The organism is Euryarchaeota archaeon (assembly GCA_016207515.1).
In the GTDB taxonomy this organism is placed as follows: Archaea; Thermoplasmatota; SW-10-69-26; order JACQPN01; family JACQPN01; genus JACQPN01.
This window is the reverse complement of the sequence record JACQPN010000025.1, coordinates 293,649-311,167: the sequence shown is the minus strand read 5'-3', so window position 1 is coordinate 311,167 and position 17,519 is coordinate 293,649. Positions and strand designations below refer to the sequence as shown.

Sequence of the window (17,519 nt, the reverse complement as noted above, 5' to 3'; positions counted from 1 at the left end):
ACAAGTACGTATACATCGAATCGTCGATCGGCGTCGGATCCCGTGACCAAGGCCGAGTGCGCGTAAGGAGCAACGTTTTTGAGCTCTACCAGTATCTTCCCGGCAGGTCGCCTAATGTCTGAAAGCCCGTCAGCCGGACACGGTCACGCCGAAGCCCACCACAAGCCGACGGGCATCAAGCGTTGGCTCTTCACGACCGACCATAAAGACATCGGCCTCATGTACATCTGGACGGCGTTCTTCTTCTTCGTCCTCGGCGGCATCATGGCGCTTCTCATGCGCCTCGAACTCATGTTCCCGAACGGCGGCCCCGCGTGTAACCCCGCGCTCGACGTTCCCCGATGCGTCATGACGGCTTCGACTTTCAACCAGTTCTTCTCCATGCACGGGACGACCATGATCTTCCTGTGGACGATCCCCGTGCTTGCGGGCTTCGGGAACTACTTCGTCCCCTTGATGATCAAAGCGAAGGACATGGCGTTCCCGCGCCTCAACGCGCTTTCGTACTGGCTCATCCCGCCGGCAGGGCTTCTCATCTGGGCGGGTGCCTTCCTCCCGGACGTGAACTACGCGGACCTCGGCTGGACGGGCTACGTGCCCCTCTCCATGATGACCAAGGGCATCGGAATCGACATGTGGATCCTTGGGCTCCAGCTCATCGGTGTGGCCTCGACGCTTGGAGCCATCAATTTCATCGCCACGATATTCTTCATGCGGGGTCCGGGAGTCACTTTCACGAACATGCCGCTCATGGTCTGGGCGCAGCTCACCACGGCGCTTCTCACGTTCCTTGCGACACCCGTCCTTGGGACCGCGCTCGTGATGCTGTACGCGGATCGTAACTTCGGGACGCACTTCTTCAACGCGGACCTCGGCGGGCCGATCCTTTGGCAGAACCTCTTCTGGTTCTACAGCCATCCGGCCGTCTACATCATGATCCTCCCCGCGATGGGCATTATCTCCGAGGTGCTGCCGAAATTCTCGCGCCGCCCCATCTTCGGTTACAAGGCCATCGCCTACTCCACTATCGCGATAGGGTTCCTCGGCTTCACCGTCTGGGCGCACCACATGTTCGTCACCGGCATCGACCCGCGCGTGCGCACGGTCTTCATGATCAACACGATGATCATCGGCGTCCCTACGGGCGTCAAGATCTTCAATTGGATCGCGACCGTCCACGGCGGGAAGATACTGCTTCGGACCCCGATGCTCTTCGCGCTCGGGTTCGTGGCCCTCTTCACCATCGGCGGCCTCGACGGCGTCTTCCTCGCCTCGATCCCCGTGGATTACGCTTTGACGGACACCTATTGGGTCGTCGCGCATATCCACTACGTGCTCTTCGCCGGCACCGTCATGGGCGTCATGGCGGGGATATACTACTGGTTCCCCCGGATGACGGGGCGCATGTACAACGAGTTCTGGGGCAAGGTCCACTTCGTCCTGATGTTCATCGGCCTCAACGCGACCTTCCTCGTGATGCACGTCATGGGCACCGACGGCATGCCCCGGCGCGTCTACGACTACGGCGAGCAGTACGGGTGGATGAACTTCCTCGCCTCCCTCGGCGCTTTCACCATCGGCGCGGCGATGCTGCTCTTCTTCACCAACATGCTTTGGAGCATGAAGAACGGGCCAAAGGTCGACTCCGTCCCGTGGGACATCGACCGCGGAGCCGAGTGGGAATCGGCCATGGCCCCCTACCGAGCCCCGACGGGCCCGCCCTCCAGCGCCCCCACTTCACCCGGGCCCTTGGCTGCGGCGGGCGCCCCCGGCGAAGTGGTCCTCGTGCCCGAGCCTGCGCGCGCCAGCGATTGGGGCGCCGGGAAATGAGCCTTGACGGGAAAGCGATCCGTGCCCGGGAAGCCGTGAGATGAACCGGCTCCAGAAGGTCTCCCTCGCGACCACCTTGATCGTGCTCCTCCTCATCGTGGTCGGCGGCTACGTGACGGCCACGGGTTCCGGCGACGCTTGCCCCGACTGGCCCACTTGCCACGGACGCATAGTCCCTGAATTCACGACCCCCGTCCTCATCGAATACAGTCACCGGCTCGTCGCTTCGGTGGCGGGTTTCGCGGTCCTGGCGCTCGCGATAGTCGCCCACCAGTCTCCAAGGCAGCCGCGCTCGATCGTGTGGCTTTCGCGCGTGGCGCTCGTATTGGTCCCGATGCAGATTATCCTCGGCGGGCTCCGCGTGCGTAACCCGGGCATCCCCGACCTCGTAGTCCTTCACCTTGCCATCGGTTCGTTGTTTTTTGGAAGCCTCACGGCTCTCACGGCGCTCGCGTTCGCCGGAAATGGAACCGACGCCCGCATGCGGACACCAGAGCCGGCCGGTTTCGGTGAGACGCGCGAAACATGGAAGGATTATTGGCTTCTTGCAAAGCCCCGCATCCTGTTCCTTCTCGTCCTCGCAGCACTCGCGAGCATGATTGTCGCCGCCGGCCGAAGCCTCACCCTTGACAACATGTTCTACACGTTGCTCGGCGGCACCCTTGCGGCCGCGTCGGCGAACGCCCTGAACAATTACTTCGAAGTGGACGTCGACAGCCGGATGCACCGCACAATGGGGCGGCCGCTACCGGCCGGTCGCGTCGACCGGGGCCGGGCACTGCTATTCAGTCTGATCCTCGCCTCCGCCGCCGTCATCATCCTTGTTGCGTACGTGAACGTCCTCTCGGCGGCACTCGCCGTCGGAGGGTTGCTTTTCTACGTGGTGATATACACGCTGGCCCTCAAGCGCCGCACCCCGCAGAACATAGTCATCGGGGGGGCTGCCGGCATGTTTCCGGCGCTCGTCGGCTGGGCGGGCGCGACGGGGGAGCTCTCGTGGGCCGCAGTGCTTCTCGGCTTTCTCGTCTTCTTGTGGACGCCTCCACATTTCTGGGCCCTAGCCATAGTGTACAAGGAAGACTACGCCAGGGCGAACATCCCGATGATGCCAAACGTCGTCGGCGACGACGCGACCAGGAAACAGATGGTCGCCTATTCCGTCGTCCTCCTCGTCGCGTCGATCCTCTTCTATTATCCTCTTGGGGTACTCCGCGAGGTCTACCTCGCCTCCGCGCTTATCCTCGGCGTCCTCTTCTTGTATTTGACCATCCTCGCGGCGCGCGAGAAGTCGATCAAGTCCGCGAAAAGGCTGTTTCACTTCTCGATCCTATACCTGACGGCCCTTTACGTCATGATGGTTGTAGAGCGCCTGTTCATCGTGTGAATCCCCTCGTTTCTTTCCTCCACTTGAGAACGTTGAAATATCAACCAAAAAGCGCAATTTTTCCGGATTTTTAGTTTCATCGCTAGATAGACTTTTTCCGATTTGCTTAATACCAAGGTCCGGTAGTGGGGGGATGTTTGCGGGAGACCCCGCAGCAATCGGGTAGGAGGAGCAGCACATGAAAGCAAACCGAAAGTTCATCGATAGAGAGGAAGCCGTATCGCCCGTGATTGCGGTCATCTTGATGGTGGCCATCACGGTCGTGCTCGCTGCAGGTGTGTTCGTACTAGTCAACCAGTTCGGGGCGTCGAGCTCGAACATAGTACAGGCGTCCGTCAATGCCCGCGCGTATGACAGCAGCGGGAACGGCGCGACAGATGCGATCGAGTTCTTGTTGACCGATGCGCCATCGGCGCCATTTGCGCCCGGTATCGTGAAGGTTCAGCGTAATGGAACGACTTTGGATGGGTCGACCATCGCCTTGAACAATTTCACGGCCCAGAACGTCTCCATCATGGTGAATGGTACTGCCCTTGCGCAGGGCGTCAGCAAGTACATCTTCACGACCGTGACGCAGGTCGGCCCGGGCGCCGAAGCCCCAGCCGTGCAGACGTGGCGTAACGGTGAGAAGCTCTACATCGACTGCGCGCCGGGTCCGAACAGGATCACCGTGATCATCTCGAACAACGGTGTCGTCGACAAGACTATCAACTGCGACGAGTAGTCTCGGCTGATGCCCTGAAGGGGCGACCCTTTGGTCGTCCCTGCCCGCCCGAGGGGGCGGGCTTCTTTAGTTTTTTTTTGACGCCGTGAGCGGCACGGAGGCCCGCCCTGTGGCGGCGGACGCTTCATGGGGAAAGACGTGGAGTGGTTATGTGAGGCCATGGTAGGCCCAGGCTCCAGGACGGCTCTCATCACGAGATCTCATTTGCGAGGAATCGTATCTTCCTGTCGAGGCCATCCAAATCGACCCACTCTATCGGTCGCGTGCGCAGGCGCGTCAGCGCCGTAAGATATCTGCTCCGTCCCCCGGCCTCCTTGATGACAAACTCGTCGGCAGTGATCGTGGCGACCGACGTGTGATGGACGACCCAGATTCGCGGCAGGCCAGGCTCCACTCTGTCCCGAAGCAGTAAGAGTTCATCGAAGGTTGTCTGCATCTTTGCGCCAGGTGGCCACCAGACGACGACGTCGGTGATGCCACGGGTCCGTAGGATCCGGTCGAACTTGTCTACAAGATCCTCCGTAGACCGATCCTTCTCATCCTCGAGAAGGATGATTGCGTGCCCTCGTTCAGCGGTCAATACGGCCGCGAGTGAACGCCGGATGTCCATGGGCGTGGGGGGAACCGGCTTCCGGCGGGTCGGGTCCCACTCACTGGGGCCGAGTAGGAGAATGACGCCCATGGGCTCGCCTAGGCGTAGAGATTCTCCAAGGTGCGTACTTCTGCGACTCGAATCGCGCTGCGCGAACCCTCGATGGCTTTGAAGAATGAGTCGAAAGCCCGTAATAGCGCGGCTCCGCGTTTGCCGATCTGGTATTCGACCTGGATCCGGCCTTTGTTCGCGGGGGCCGTTTCCGCAAAGATCCAGAAGCCATCGCGTAGTGCCTTAAGCGCTCGGTCTACCTGGACCGGATTGAGGCCGAGGGTCTCTTGTATCTGGGTGAAGCGCATCGGGCCCCTCGCTCGGAGGACGAGGAGGACTCGGAGGTGGGCTTGGTGTCCCAGGATATCCATGATCTCCGCTTTCATTCCAGAAGTATACTTACGCTTGGTAAGTAATAAACCTTGCGGCGTCCGCTTTGCCACAGATCGCCTGGAGGAGGGGCCGCTCGATTGTAGACCGGAGATTTGGTGGCCGGGGCGTCCCGGAAACGATTTGCCGCGCTCAACATTGTGCTCTTTTCCTTCCGTGACCATCGCTCGTGAGTCGTGATGCGACAAGATATCTTTTTTCCCGTGACCCTCGACCGCTCTTGGTGATATGGGGCCTACGACTGCGCGCCGGGTCCGAACAGGATCACCGTGATCATCTCGAACAACGGTGTCGTCGGCAAGACGATCAATTGTGACGAGCAGTCGGCGCGCCCCCGGTCGGTGCGGGATCGGAAACGGATTGCCTGCTCGCTTGGCGCGACCAGCAGGACGATTGCCACCTCGAACGACGACGTTTTTAGTGCTTGGCGCGAACGCGATTCCACTCGAAGGCGCCAGTGGCCCGGGACGCGCTCATACTTTCCGTGCGCAAGCCTTTTTAAATAGGCTGCCCCGATTCCATTAGCCGGAAGGAGCAAGAGCTTGCCCATCGCCATCGAATCAACCCCCGACTTCGTCAAGAGAGTCTACGCCAAGATGGAGAAAGGCGTGGCCGTCGCACGTCGCCGCCTCGGCCGCCCGTTGACCCTCACCGAGAAGATCGTCTTCGGACACTTGGCTTACCCGGAGGAACAGGAACTCGAGCGGGGCAAGGCGTACCTGCAATTGAACCCTGACCGTGTCGCGATGCAGGACGCCACCGCCCAGACGGCGATTCTCCAGTTCATGAGCGCGGGGATACCGACCGTGGCGGTCCCGACGACCGTTCATTGCGATCACCTCATCCAGGCGCAATCAGGCGCGGCAAGCGATCTCCCCATCGCCTTGGAGCAGAACAAGGAGGTCTATGATTTCCTTGAATCCGCGTCGACGAAGTACGGGATAGGCTTCTGGAGGCCGGGGGCCGGAATCATCCACCAGGTCGTCTTCGAACAATACGCGTTCCCCGGCGGCATGATGATCGGCACCGACAGCCACACGCCGAACGGCGGCGGCCTCGGGATGTTCGCGGCCGGCGTCGGTGGCGCGGACGCCGTCGATGTGATGGCGGGTTTCCCGTGGGAAGTGCTCCACCCGAAGATCATCGGCGTGAAGCTGACGGGTGAACTCAACGGGTGGGCGGCGCCGAAGGACGTGATACTCAAGCTCGCGGGGCTTCTCACGGTCAAAGGCGGCACGAACGCCGTCATCGAATACTTCGGCCCCGGCACAAAGTCCATCTCGGCCACCGGCAAAGGGACCATCACCAACATGGGGGCGGAGGTGGGCGCCACTACCAGCATCTTCCCGTACGACGAACGCATGGCCACGTACCTCCGTTCGACCGGGAGGGAAGGTCTTGCCGACCTGGCCGCGCGTAACGTCGCTCTTCTTCGCTGCGACCCCGAGGTCGAGGCGCATCCGGAAGCCTTCTACGATCAAGTGGTCGAGATCGACCTTTCGACGCTTGAGCCGCACCTTGTGGGCCCGCACCGGCCGGATCTCGCCCGCCCTGTTTCGACGATGAAGGCGGCCGTGGCGAGCGAAAAGTACCCGTCGAAGATCAGCGTCGCCCTCATCGGCTCCTGCACCAACTCGTCCTTCGTGGACTTCTCCCGCGTCGCGGACGTCGCCCGCCAGGCCAAGTCGCACGGCCTCGACATGCCGATACCCCTCCTTGTCACACCGGGCTCGGAACAGGTGAACCTGACCATCAAGCGCGACGGCCAGATGTCGGAGATCCAAGCGGTAGGCGCCACCGTCTTGGCGAACGCCTGCGGTCCATGCATCGGCCAATGGAAACGCCCCGAGCTCAAACCCGGGGAGACGAACGTCATCGTGACGTCGTACAACAGGAACTTCCCCAAGCGTAACGACGGGAACGCGAACACGCTCGCCTTCATGGGAAGCCCCGAGGTCGTCATGGCGTACGGCCTTGCTGGCCGGCTTGACTTCAACCCGCTCACCGACGAACTCACGGGGAAAGACGGTCGCAAGTTCAGGCTCAATGCCCCCGCGAAGGCGCCAGAGGTGCCGGCGCGCGGTTTCGAGCGCGACGTTGCCGGTTACGTTGCGCCGGCCCGGGACCCTTCGAGGGTAGAGGTCAAGGTGAAGCCGTCGTCGGAAAGGATAGCGGTTCTCGCTCCATTCGACAAGTGGGACGGCAAGGACTTCCATCGCCTGCCGCTACTACTGAAGGCGCGCGGCCAATGCACGACCGACCACATCAGTCCGGCGGGATCTTGGCTGCGCTTCCGCGGTCACTTGGACAAGATCAGCGACAACATGTTCACGGCCGCCACGAACGCCTTCACGGGCGAACCGGGAAAAGGCGTCAACCAGGAGACGGGGGACACGGATACGTTCCCCCAGATCGCAAGACATTACAAGAGGATGGGCCTTCGCTGGGTCGTCGTCGGGGACGAGAACTATGGTGAGGGCTCGTCGCGAGAGCACGCAGCGATGGAGCCGCGTTTTCTTGGCGGCGGCGCGATAATCGCGCGCAGTTTCGCCCGCATCCACGAGACGAACCTCAAGAAGCAGGGATTGTTGCCCCTGAAGTTCGCCGACCCCCGCGACTACGACAAGGTGAAGGAGCGGGACCGGATATCGATCTCCGGATTGGCGGGGCTTGCGCCCGGAAAGGATCTCACCGTTACGCTCCGCCACGAAGACGGGTCCGAGGAGTCCTTCGCGGTCCGGCACACTTTCAGCAAGGAGCAGGTCGAGTGGTTCAAGGCGGGGAGCGCTTTGAACGTACTAAAAGAAAGGCGTTGATGAGGCCCATCGTACCGTAGCCAGGCTCTTGTTTCGCCGTTCAGTAGCGTAGATCCAGACTCGGGATCCAAACGCCGCTTCCCACGGAGACGCGTCCCACGGCCTGCGCCGGGAAGTGCTTCTGAAGCACCGAAAGCGCATCGTCGGCGTCACGGTCCTTGACGATGACCGCGAAGCCCATCCCCATGTTGAAAGTCCGGTACATCTCCTTGGTATCGACATCGCCGAGTTTTTGGATCTCGGTGAAAAGCCTCGTCGGTTTCATCGGCGAGTCAAGGAGGAACTCCGCTTTCCTGTTGAGGCGGCTGAATTTCGTGACGCCGCCACCGGTGATGTTCGCGAGGCCATGGACATCCACGCGTTGGATGAGCTCCATGATCGCCCTGACATAGATCCGGGTCGGCTCTATGAGGAGATCGCCCCATGTCTTCCCGTCGAAGGCGGGATCGGCATAGCTGATTGCCTTTTCCCGAAGGATTCTCCGGATCAACGTGTAACCATTGCTGTGGACGCCGGACGCGCTGACCCCGATGATCGTGTCGCCGGGCTGGATCTTCTCACCGGTGATTATCTTGTCTTTCTTCACGGAGCCTAGACACGTCGCCGAGAAGTCGATGCCGTTCACGATCTCCGGCATGATGGCCGTCTCGCCGCCTATGATGCTCACGTTCGCCTGCCGTGCGCCTTCCGTGAGGCCGATCCCGAGTTGCCGCGTCGTCTCGGCGTCGGCCCTGGGGAGCACTAGGTAATCGACGATGGCCATCGGTTCTGCGCCGACACAGATACAATCGTTCACGTTCATGGCGATGCAGTCGATCCCGACCGTGTCCCACTTCTTCATCGCCGTTGCGACCTCGAGCTTGGTCCCCACCCCGTCGGTGCAAAGGACGAGCGCCGAGTCGCCGAAGTCCACGAGGCCGGCGTAGCCCCAGTAGAGGTCGATGGGCGCGCCAACGCCGGTCCGTTTGAAGGCGAGCGACTTGATGAGTGCCTTCTTGGCCTTGTCGGCCTTTTCGATGTCGACGCCGGAGTCCGCGTAGGTGAGTTTCTTGGGTTTTTCCGTGGTCACTTGCTTTCACTCGTCCGGCAGACACCGGGCGAACGCAATCGGGCCCTTGATAGATAAAGATGATTCCGGCGCCGTTTCCACTGGACGTCGCCCGGACGAGGGACTGCGCTGGAGGGGCCCCCGGCGTCTTCCGGTCCGCGCACTTTAGCAACGGTTAACCGGGGAAGTCGCAATCGCGCGCACCGTGGCGTGGAAATGGGGAACGGCGCGACGGCGCGCAGGGCCCGCGGATCCGGCTCAACGTTGGTATTACGCGTTCGTCCCGAAGGATGCGGCGCGCGGCCTGCTCCTTCCCCTTACGCCTCTTTTCATCGTGGGAGAACTGCGTGGGGACCTAGGGGACGTGGGGCTAGTGCTCGCCGCGGGCAGCCTCGCGAACGTGGCGGGCGCCATCCTCTGGGGCCACCTCGCCGACAAGAGCCGGCATCGTTCGGCCATATTGGTCGCGAGCTTCCTCGGTTGCGCGATCGCCCTCGTCTTCGCCGGGGCCGCCTCCGAGGTCTCTACGTATCTACTGTGGATCGGGGCGTGGAACTTCTTCGTCGCGGCGTCCCCGCCGATAAGCAACGTCCTCGTCATGGAGAGAGCGAGGAGCGGTGATTGGGCGGAGGCGATATCGCGTTTCAACCTTGTCGGCAACTACGGCTGGATCCTCGGGCTTCTCACCGGAGCGGCGGGTTTCGCTTCGTTAGAGATCTTGGGCGCCCATCCAAGCGCCCTATTCTACGTCGCCGCGGCGTTCTTTGTGTTAAGCGCCGTGGTCTTGCGCCTCACCGTGCCCGAACGCGGATTCCGGGCGTCGCTACGCGACTACTTCCAACACATGCTCTTCGAGAAGCGGATGCCGGAGCACTCCGGATCGACCGGAAGGCTCACCCAATGGCTTCCATCGACGCGCGCTTTGCGGGCCCTACGGGACCATTCACGAAACTTCTCCGGTACCCTAGGGACCTACTATTTTGCGACGCTGCTCTTCTTCATCGGGTTCACATCCTTCTACACGGCTTTTCCCATATTCCTTCGAGACGATGTCCATCTAGTTGCCGGCTCCATCTTTCTCGTCTATGCCGCAAGCTCGGTCGCTTCCACTTTCATGTACCGTCGCTCCGGGGCCATCATCGAGCGCGGCGGTGTCGTGAAGATGCAACTGATTGCGCTCGCGTACCGTGGAGCGATGTTCCCAGTGATGATCCTGGTCCCGACGTTTTCCGGCGGGATATCCTTCCTGATCGTGGCCTTGCTCAATGCGAGTCTCGGCCTCGCTTGGGCGCTCATCAACGTGACCATGACCCTGGCGGTCCCGGCCATGGCCCCCTCGCAGTACAAGGGCGAGGCGATAGGGCTCCTCAACGCCGTCATCGGCGTCGCAACAGTAGTCGGGAGCTACCTCGGAGGGGCGACCGCTTCGGAGTTCGGATACGCGGCCACGTTCGTCCTCGCTGGATTGTTGGTGATAACGGGTCTGAAGCTTGTGCAGCTATCCGGTTACGAGCAGAACCCGCTTCTTACGTGAAGGCGCCCCTCGGGAGGAAGCCCTATTCGGCGGCCTTCTTCAAAGCGGCTTCGAGGTTCCGTTTCGGTTGCGCTCCGACCATCTGCGCTATTGGCCTGCCGTCGCGAAAGACTATGGTCGTTGGGATGGACATGACGCCGAACCGCATAGCCGTCGCCGGGTTCGCATCAACGTCGAGTTTCGCAACGAGCGCCTTTCCGCTCCACTCGCGCGCCAGTTCTTGGACGTAGGGCTCCATTATGCGGCATGGGCCGCACCAGTCCGCATAAAAGTCCACAAGCACGACCTTGTTGGCCTTCACTTTCGTCTCGAAATCGCCATCCGTGAGGTACGTCGCGCCGCCTTCAGTCATCGGTTTCCGGCCTATAGTCAAGGAGGGGCGCTTAAAGGTTTTCCGTAACAGGCCGGTAATCGGAGGCGTCGACGGGGTCGAAGGGCACTGCCTTCAATTGCGGAATTCCTCGAACATCGCGTTGTAGAAGGTGTCGAAGTTCCACCTGTTCAGGGCGCTTATAGGCACGATCCGGTACTCGCGAAGCGCGTCCGAGACACGCGTGACGTCCGATTGCGGCAGGTCGATCTTGTTGACCGCGACCACCACCGGGAGCTTTCGTGCCTTTGCGTGTTCGAGGAGCTTCATGTTCACCGGGTTGTCGGGCCGTTCGGTCGAATCGACCACGAGGACGAGCCCCGAGACCCTATTGAGGTGTCCGATCGCCTGGACTATCCCCTCCGTCGCCTGTCGGGCCCGCGAGGCGGCGTCATCCGAGTCGAGGCCCCATTGCATCTCCATGTCGAGGGCGGTGACTCTTGAGGCAAGGCCCGGCGTGTCCACGATGTCGATCGTCATGCCGCCTTTCTCGGAGGCGAGCCGTACCCGTTTGATCTCGCGGACGCTACGCGTCTCGTGGGCGACTTCGCTCACCGACCCTTGCGCTTCCACGTTCCAATCCTGGCAGATGCGGTTCGCAAGCATCGTCTTGCCTGCGTTCGGGGCGCCGTAGATGCCTATCGTGCCGTCTCCGGCACCGAAGAGGCGCTGCAGCGGCCGGATGATGCGCTGAAGAAGCGCAGCGAACATCAGCGGACCCCCGCGATCAAAGGAAGTTCAGCCCCGCGTAGATAGCCAAGGCGATCCCGGCAAGGGCCGCAGCCTTCACAACGCCCGCTGGCCCTGCGCCAAAGTAGTATTCGAGCGGGCTCACCTTGATCACGGGGATGAGGCTGAGAAGGTCGGAGAAGTGCGTGCCGCAACTGCGGCATATGACCTTCATCTCGTGCCCGTCCCACTCCGAGAAGACGCCCATCTTCTTGCAAAGCGTGCAAAGGTAGAGCTCCCGCCGATCGACGACGAGCGGGTGGGACGACGCGCTCTCCACATCGACACTCGCCCGCACCGCGTGTCCGTTTCCGCCGCTTACGGGACTTAGGCTCTGCGGTGCCTCTATCGGTCTTGCAAGCACTTGCACCGTGTGAGGCCCTTGCTGGCCTGCGCCTTGCTCGACGTGCACATCGCGCGGCATCTGATCCGGGCTTGCGCGACGTGGCGAGTGGGCCCCGCTATGCGAGGTGCCCCAATGTTCCGACCAGATGCGATGGAACTCGGCTTTCAGGCGCTCGTGCCTTGCAAGGTCGCTTCCAAGCCATTTTGTGACGTGGGGTTTCGCGATGAATTCGCTGTACATCTCGGGCTCGGACCGTCCCCGTGAGTTGGACACGAACTCGGAGATCGTCTCCTCGCCCGTCAACCTCAGACGCTCCCGAACTTCTCCCGCGTCGAATTCTGGATGACGCGATAGGAGAGCCACGCGAAGGCGAGGGCGGCCACGAAGGCGTCGCGCGCCACGCGGAAGAAGGCGGAGTCGCGGGCGGTGTTGGCCTCGAAGCTTCCTCCCCCCCCGAAGGACGTGATCCCTAGGAAATAGACGTCAGACATCATGGCGCCGACGGCGGCGAGCATCACGAGAAGCGCTCCCACGTCGATGTAGAAGCGGTATTGGGCGGTCTTTGCCTCGTCAAGTACTTTGACAGATAGTGCTATCCCTATCCCTCCGGATGGAAGGAGGAAGCGTTTCCGTATAAAGTAATCGAAATAATTCTTTGGCGTGACGCCAAGGGCGGAACATGGGCGGAAAAAGGCCTGCGGCCGCCTCCCACACACGCCGGCGCCGTCCGCGCGCCGCGTCACCAATAGGCCTCTCCTTCCAGGGGTCAGCGCTGTTGCTGTAACCCGACCCTTTTTTGGGCCGGGGACCCAAAAAGCGTCGACGGAAAACCAGCCACCGCGGGTGACGAGCGCTTGACCCTTCAAGACGGGAGCGATCACCAGTAACGCTCTTCCTTCCAAGGGTCAGCGCTGTTGCTATAACCCCTGACCTCCCAGAATCCCGGCTCGTCCTCCTCTTGGAGCCTTAGCGCCCGCACCCATTTGGCGCTTTTCCAGAAGTACTTGTGGGGGACGAGGGTGCGCAGCGGAAAACCGTGCTCTCCCGTGAGTTTCTTGCCGTCGTATTCGTACGCGATGAGGACATCGTCGCGGTCCATGTCCGAAAAGGGGAGGTTCGTCGTGAAGCCCTGCTCGCACTCCATAACGACGTACTTGGCCTTCGCCGTCGGTCGTGCCATCTCCATGAGGGTCTTGAAGCCCACGCCGCCCCATTTGGTGTCGAGCTTGCTCCAAGAGGTGACGCAGTGGATGTCGCACAGCACCTCCTTCTTTGCGAGCCTCATGAATTCGGCGTACGAGAAGCGGATCGGGTTCTCGACGGCGCCATAGACCCTGAACGCCCATGTCTTCTCGTCGAAGGCGGGGATCGAGCCCGCGTGGAGGACGGGGAAGAGTCCCGTGACGTCTTGGCCGGGCGGCACGCGTTCCTTCGGGCCCACGGTTCATTCCTCTTGATTGTCGGATTGTCCGCGACCCTTCTTGTACCTTCTGTAGAACAGGGGCAACGAGGCGACGCCGAGGAAGAAGAGAAGGGGAAGAAGGAACCCGGGGTTCAATACGTCCGACGGGGATTGGATCGACGCCGCGCTTTTCGTGAAGTAGACGACCGTGAAGATGTGGGGCACCATTCCGATTAGCGTCGCCGGCACGAAGTCGCCGAGGCGGGTCTTTGATAGCCCTGCCCCGTAGTTGGTGAACCCGTACGGCACAGGGGTCAATCGCAGCGACAGGACCGCCATGAAGCCGTGGTCGTTCGCGAACTCCTCGAGTTGTTGCATCCTGTCCCCGAGGAAACGCGCGGCGAAGCGTTTTCCGAGGCGGCGTCCGACGAGCATCGCGGCCGTTGCGCCGGTGGTGGCGCCCACCATCGCGTAGATCGTGGCCTCGTAGATGTTGGGGAAAATGAGGGCGCCCGTCGCCATCATGAGCGTGGCGGGGAAGAGGAGTAGGGCGGCCACCACGAACGCGCCCACATATAGGAGGGGGCCGAAGATGCCCAACGAAGTCACGGCAGCGGAAAGCTGCGGAAGCGCGGTCTCATCGAGTCGGTAGGCCTTGATGAGGAGGAGCAGGAGGATGAAGAGGGCGAGGCCGAGGAGGTAACCGAGGGCGTCGCGGGCGCGCCAACGGGATCGCATCACGTTCTCGATGGCTTCGGCCGGTTCCTGGGGCCCTTGGGCCGAGGCTTCGGTGGCCGAGGCGAGAAGGCTTGCAAGCGCGAGGTCCGCCGACCCGGGCGCGCCGGGCCGCCGCTTCTTGTGCGCTACGTCCCTCACGTAAGGCTCTAAGCGTGCCGGTTCTAAAGGTTGTTCCATTGCAACGGAGGCGGCGCCCCCTGTCCGGCGGGAGGGTCAAGGGTCGGTGTTCTTACGCTAGGCGCCTGTGGTCGCGCGTTCCCTCGGCGATCTCCTCGTCATGATCGGCGTCGTCGTGGGGGTCGCCGCGCCGGTGTCGTTCGCTGTATTGGCGCAGCGCCTCCTCGATCAAGGCTTCCAATGGCCGGCCCTCTTCGTTGTGGAGTTTTTCCAGATCCTCGTATAGGGCCTCTGTGATGGGTATCTTGATGGAACGCTTGCGCGCTCCCCCCACGCTTGTCCCGTCCATGCTTATCCCCTCGGACTCCCCCAGCCTGAATGTGAGCTCATAGATATATAACATTCGTGGTTGAGATATATCATACAGAGTCGTTTCGTCTGGGCGTTCGCGTCGCCCCATCGCGTCCTGGCACCCAGGGCTAAATCGCGGGCATTCCGGAGCGTTCTTTAGCGCGCGGCGGAGATTGCTGCGCGTGAGCGAGCGCGACGCGCCGAACCCGTCCAAACATGACCGGCTCCGCCAGCTCGGCCTCACCGAGTACCAGGCCAAGACCTACGTGGCGCTACTCTCGCTCGGATCCGCGACGGCCTCTGAGATCGCCGGTTCGAGCGCCGTGCCGCAACCGAAGATATACGGCGTCCTCAAGGAACTCGAGACGCGTGGCCTCGTCGAATCGTCGCTCGGCCCCCCCGCTAGTTACCGGGCGGTCGCCATCGAGGCTTACCTACGCGGATTCGCACGCGACCTTCGCGGCCGCGCAGATTCCATAGACGCCGAGGCGCAGGTCCTTGCCGCGCAGTTCAGGCCCTCCGAGGACACGGGGGCCGGCGATGCCGGGCGCGTCGCCGCAGTCTCCGGCAAGCGCAACATCCTTTCGCGCGCCTTCGAGACGGCGCGCGAGGCGCAGCGCACCCTCCAGATCTCCGGGACAGCGCCTTTCGCCGAGGAACTGTCGAAGGGCTTCGTCACGGTCATCCGCGAGAAGACCGAGGACGGTGTCGAAGTTCGGGTCCTCCTCCCAATCACACGCGACAACGTAGAACAGGCAAAGCGCCTCGGCCGCTACGCCGACGTTCGCCACAACACGAGGCCGACGGCCACGTTCGCGGTCGTCGCCGACGAGTCGGCCGCGCTCCTTTCGCACGCACGCTCCACGGGCGAGCGGCCGCTACGCGGACAGGAACGGGCCATAATGGTCACGGACAGAGCGCTCGTGCGGTTCGCGTCCGAGGCGATCGCGTCTTCCTGGCACGTCGGTACGCCGCTTCCCGAGCGTATCGCCGAGCTCGATGGGAAAGAGCTTCGCCTCACCGATGTCGTTCGCGACCCCCGCGAGGCCCTTGCGGCCGCGAAGGCGATCGTAGCGGAAGCCGAGCGCGACCTTTCGATCGCCGCCACCGAACTCGGGGTCTTCCAGCTTCTCGGTCTCAAGACCGCTCTCCTTGCCGCCCGCGGCCGTGGAGTCCGGATCCGTGTGCTCGTCCCGCAGACGAGTATGAACGTGAAAGCACTCGACCCCTTGAACGAGATAGTGGAGGTGCGGACCCTTGAACGGGTGCCGGCGAGGTTCTTCGTCGCGGACGCGCGAAGGGCGCTGCTCATCGACTCCGCAAACGCCGCAGACAGCCCCTTCCTCGACGCGTCCGCCTTCGGCCCCCACACGGTGCATGCGAAGGGGACACCTTTGGGAGGCGCGATGGCCGCGCTATTTGACGCCTTGTGGATCGGCGCCTCGCCGCGAGGCCGCGGATAGGGCCGGAAGAACCCGGCGCAAAAGACCCCTATCGGGCGCGATCCACCACGAACTCGCAGCGCCCGTCCCCTCGCGCCGCGCACTGGATCTCCTCAGACGAAAGTCCTCGTAGGCCGCTCATCTCCTCCGTCATGCCGGCAAGAAGCCCGCGCGTGAAGTGGCACGCGGCGGCCGCTTCCTCCGCGTGGCTCAAGGCCGCGTCGGCCTCGAAACTGTTGGCGCAGGCGAAGACGGCCCGCGGCCTCGACAGGTCAGCCTCGAGGACGCTGAAGTTGCCGTAGCCCGCATCGGCGAGCGCCTCGACGGCGCGCCGGAACCCCTCCTCGTCCTTTGCCACGGTCTTCAACCTCACACTCTTCCTGATGAAGTCCGCCGCGGCGCGCCGTCCCACGGGTTCGAGTGTTTCGCCCAAGAGTTTCCAGATGTAATAGTAGGTCGAGCCCGAATCGAGGAGCGCCACGCGCGAGAGCCCTAGGTCGACCCAGCCGCGCGACGGCCGGCGAAGCTGCCGTCGGGCGGGGATGCGCTCGGCGCGGAACTCACAGTAAGGGTCGCCGGCAGCGAGGCGCTTGTCGATCTCCAAGACGTAGTCCTCGGCCGCCGAGTGGACGAGCCCCTCGTTGTAGTTGCGGCAAGCCTCGCAGATGAAATCGCTCGCCGTGCCTTTGGCAAGCGGCATGAGGTCGACGAAGGGGCATTGGGCCCCGCGCCACACGTAGCGGTCGGCATCCGTCGCCACGAGATCGTAATCGATCCCCTCCACCTCGCTCATCGCGTTCGCGGTGAGGCCGGCGCTTTCAAGGTCTTTTCCCGTGATCCGGAAGACGTCGCGCAAGACCCGCCCGTCGCGCTTTCCCACGGGGTAAGCCGCGTAGCTCATCACGCGCGCGGCGAACTCCTTCTCAAGTCCCGTTTGCGATACCCGCGTCGCCTCCGTGATGAACCGGATGAACGTGTCCACGAGCATTTCCTTGCGGGTCGTCGCCGGCATGAACTTGACGCGGTCCGGGAGGAAGAACTTCTTTGGCCCGGGTTTCACGCCTTTGACCGACACGTCGAAGCGGCAAGAGTCGTCGCCCCAGCCCATGCGCTCCGGCATCTCGAAGCTCGCCTCGGCGTTCACCGCATGGACGAGGCCGCGCAGGTACTCGCCGCAGGACGAACAGCAGGAGGCGGCGGCCTCCGGACCGTACTGCGCGGCGATGTCCTTCAGCGGGCAATGCGTTATCCGCATCTCGAGTCCGCCTCCAGATGCCCGCGGCACCTCGTATTTCGCCTCGTACGTCTCGATGGCGATTACGGCGCCGGCAGACGATGAGACCGCGTTCTTCCCCTGCACCTCGAAGTCGCGTGCATACGAGGCGCCCTGGTGTTTGCCGACCTCGTAGGCGGGTTCGACTATCACCCGGTCGCGTAGCGCCTCACCGCCGAATTCCGCTATCCCTGCGCCCATGTTGAAAAAGAGGCCGGCAAGAGTTTTCAGACGGAGGTCGAGGCGGAGGCCTCTCGAGAGCGGGCTCACCCACGCGGAGAAGTACGCAGGCTTCGCCATTTCCCGTGCGAATCGTCCCCCGGCGTATTAAGGCATTGTGGAAGCAAAGGGGACGCGGCCGTGGGACGGAGGAGGAAATGGA

At 62.5% G+C, this 17,519-nt stretch carries 18 protein-coding genes; 6 read left to right on the top strand and 12 right to left on the bottom strand.

Annotated features, from left to right (window positions below; genetic code table 11):
- Positions 1–114: 114 nt before the first annotated feature.
- The 3 genes from HY556_12065 (at position 115) to HY556_12055 (ending at position 3,938) form a co-directional block, all read left to right on the top strand.
- Entirely contained in the window at positions 115–1,830 is a 1,716-nt protein-coding gene (locus HY556_12065; GenBank protein ID MBI4394512.1) for a cbb3-type cytochrome c oxidase subunit I, read from the top strand.
- A 40-nt stretch (positions 1,831–1,870) separates the two neighbouring features.
- A complete protein-coding gene (locus tag HY556_12060; GenBank protein ID MBI4394511.1) occupies positions 1,871–3,214 on the top strand; it encodes a protoheme IX farnesyltransferase in 1,344 nt (447 codons plus the stop codon).
- Between the two features lie 178 nt (positions 3,215–3,392).
- A complete protein-coding gene (locus HY556_12055) occupies positions 3,393–3,938 on the top strand; it encodes a type IV pilin N-terminal domain-containing protein (GenBank protein ID MBI4394510.1) in 546 nt (181 codons plus the stop codon).
- 190 nt (positions 3,939–4,128) lie between these two features.
- On the opposite strand, the gene HY556_12050 is transcribed toward HY556_12055, so the two are convergent.
- The 3 genes from HY556_12050 to HY556_12040 all read right to left on the bottom strand — a co-directional run bounded on the left by HY556_12050 (position 4,129) and on the right by HY556_12040 (position 5,371).
- Positions 4,129–4,620 (bottom strand): hypothetical protein, encoded by a 492-nt coding sequence (locus tag HY556_12050; protein ID MBI4394509.1) that lies wholly within the window; start codon positions 4,618–4,620, stop codon positions 4,129–4,131.
- A gap of 8 nt (positions 4,621–4,628) precedes the next feature.
- The gene (locus HY556_12045) at positions 4,629–4,967 is read right to left on the bottom strand and encodes a hypothetical protein (protein ID MBI4394508.1); all 339 of its coding nucleotides are present in this window, start codon (positions 4,965–4,967) and stop codon (positions 4,629–4,631) included.
- A gap of 239 nt (positions 4,968–5,206) precedes the next feature.
- Positions 5,207–5,371 carry a hypothetical protein gene (locus HY556_12040; GenBank protein ID MBI4394507.1) on the bottom strand — a complete coding sequence of 55 codons (165 nt, stop codon included), beginning with the start codon at positions 5,369–5,371 and terminating at the stop codon, positions 5,207–5,209.
- 196 nt (positions 5,372–5,567) lie between these two features.
- Here HY556_12040 and HY556_12035 point away from each other — a divergent pair, with 196 nt between their 5' ends.
- On the top strand, positions 5,568–7,787 hold the full coding sequence (locus HY556_12035) for an aconitate hydratase (GenBank protein MBI4394506.1): 2,220 nt from the start codon (positions 5,568–5,570) through the stop codon (positions 7,785–7,787).
- Between the two features lie 40 nt (positions 7,788–7,827).
- Here HY556_12035 and HY556_12030 read toward each other — a convergent pair whose 3' ends face one another.
- Complete coding sequence (locus tag HY556_12030) at positions 7,828–8,856, bottom strand: phosphoribosylformylglycinamidine cyclo-ligase (protein MBI4394505.1); 1,029 nt, start codon at positions 8,854–8,856, stop codon at positions 7,828–7,830.
- A gap of 184 nt (positions 8,857–9,040) precedes the next feature.
- Between HY556_12030 and HY556_12025 the strand changes: the two genes are divergently transcribed.
- Entirely contained in the window at positions 9,041–10,369 is a 1,329-nt protein-coding gene (locus tag HY556_12025; protein MBI4394504.1) for an MFS transporter, read from the top strand.
- 22 nt (positions 10,370–10,391) lie between these two features.
- Here the strand turns inward: HY556_12025 and trxA are convergent, their stop codons facing one another.
- The 7 genes from trxA to HY556_11990 form a co-directional block, all read right to left on the bottom strand.
- The gene (gene trxA / locus HY556_12020) at positions 10,392–10,721 is read right to left on the bottom strand and encodes a thioredoxin (GenBank protein ID MBI4394503.1); all 330 of its coding nucleotides are present in this window, start codon (positions 10,719–10,721) and stop codon (positions 10,392–10,394) included.
- Positions 10,722–10,814: 93 nt separating this feature from the next.
- A complete protein-coding gene (locus HY556_12015; GenBank protein MBI4394502.1) occupies positions 10,815–11,450 on the bottom strand; it encodes a 50S ribosome-binding GTPase in 636 nt (211 codons plus the stop codon).
- Positions 11,451–11,466: 16 nt separating this feature from the next.
- Positions 11,467–12,117, bottom strand: a complete 651-nt coding sequence (locus HY556_12010) for a hypothetical protein (GenBank protein MBI4394501.1) — start codon at positions 12,115–12,117, stop codon at positions 11,467–11,469.
- 2 nt (positions 12,118–12,119) lie between these two features.
- A complete protein-coding gene (locus tag HY556_12005) occupies positions 12,120–12,557 on the bottom strand; it encodes a hypothetical protein (GenBank protein ID MBI4394500.1) in 438 nt (145 codons plus the stop codon).
- Positions 12,558–12,691: 134 nt separating this feature from the next.
- Positions 12,692–13,255 carry a sulfite oxidase-like oxidoreductase gene (locus tag HY556_12000; GenBank protein MBI4394499.1) on the bottom strand — a complete coding sequence of 188 codons (564 nt, stop codon included), beginning with the start codon at positions 13,253–13,255 and terminating at the stop codon, positions 12,692–12,694.
- A gap of 3 nt (positions 13,256–13,258) precedes the next feature.
- Positions 13,259–14,092 carry a TVP38/TMEM64 family protein gene (locus HY556_11995; GenBank protein MBI4394498.1) on the bottom strand — a complete coding sequence of 278 codons (834 nt, stop codon included), beginning with the start codon at positions 14,090–14,092 and terminating at the stop codon, positions 13,259–13,261.
- 91 nt (positions 14,093–14,183) lie between these two features.
- Complete coding sequence (locus HY556_11990; GenBank protein MBI4394497.1) at positions 14,184–14,420, bottom strand: ribbon-helix-helix protein, CopG family; 237 nt, start codon at positions 14,418–14,420, stop codon at positions 14,184–14,186.
- A 184-nt stretch (positions 14,421–14,604) separates the two neighbouring features.
- On the opposite strand from HY556_11990, the gene HY556_11985 reads away from it, so the two are divergent.
- Positions 14,605–15,885 (top strand): hypothetical protein, encoded by a 1,281-nt coding sequence (locus HY556_11985; protein MBI4394496.1) that lies wholly within the window; start codon positions 14,605–14,607, stop codon positions 15,883–15,885.
- 28 nt (positions 15,886–15,913) lie between these two features.
- On the opposite strand, the gene HY556_11980 is transcribed toward HY556_11985, so the two are convergent.
- On the bottom strand, positions 15,914–17,437 hold the full coding sequence (locus tag HY556_11980) for an L-2-amino-thiazoline-4-carboxylic acid hydrolase (GenBank protein MBI4394495.1): 1,524 nt from the start codon (positions 17,435–17,437) through the stop codon (positions 15,914–15,916).
- Positions 17,438–17,519: the final 82 nt, after the last annotated feature.

Bases quoted from the DNA above. Each gene is read 5' to 3' on its own strand.
- HY556_12065 (MBI4394512.1), top strand. From the start codon at position 115: ATGTCTGAAAGCCCGTCAGCCGGACACGGTCACGCCGAAGCCCACCAC.
- HY556_12060 (MBI4394511.1), top strand. From the start codon at position 1,871: ATGAACCGGCTCCAGAAGGTCTCCCTCGCGACCACCTTGATCGTGCTC.
- HY556_12055 (MBI4394510.1), top strand. From the start codon at position 3,393: ATGAAAGCAAACCGAAAGTTCATCGATAGAGAGGAAGCCGTATCGCCC.
- HY556_12050 (MBI4394509.1), bottom strand. From the start codon at position 4,620: ATGGGCGTCATTCTCCTACTCGGCCCCAGTGAGTGGGACCCGACCCGC.
- HY556_12045 (MBI4394508.1), bottom strand. From the start codon at position 4,967: ATGAAAGCGGAGATCATGGATATCCTGGGACACCAAGCCCACCTCCGA.
- HY556_12035 (MBI4394506.1), top strand. From the start codon at position 5,568: ATGGAGAAAGGCGTGGCCGTCGCACGTCGCCGCCTCGGCCGCCCGTTG.
- trxA (MBI4394503.1), bottom strand. From the start codon at position 10,721: ATGACTGAAGGCGGCGCGACGTACCTCACGGATGGCGATTTCGAGACG.
- HY556_12015 (MBI4394502.1), bottom strand. From the start codon at position 11,450: ATGTTCGCTGCGCTTCTTCAGCGCATCATCCGGCCGCTGCAGCGCCTC.
- HY556_11990 (MBI4394497.1), bottom strand. From the start codon at position 14,420: ATGGACGGGACAAGCGTGGGGGGAGCGCGCAAGCGTTCCATCAAGATA.
- HY556_11980 (MBI4394495.1), bottom strand. From the start codon at position 17,437: ATGGCGAAGCCTGCGTACTTCTCCGCGTGGGTGAGCCCGCTCTCGAGA.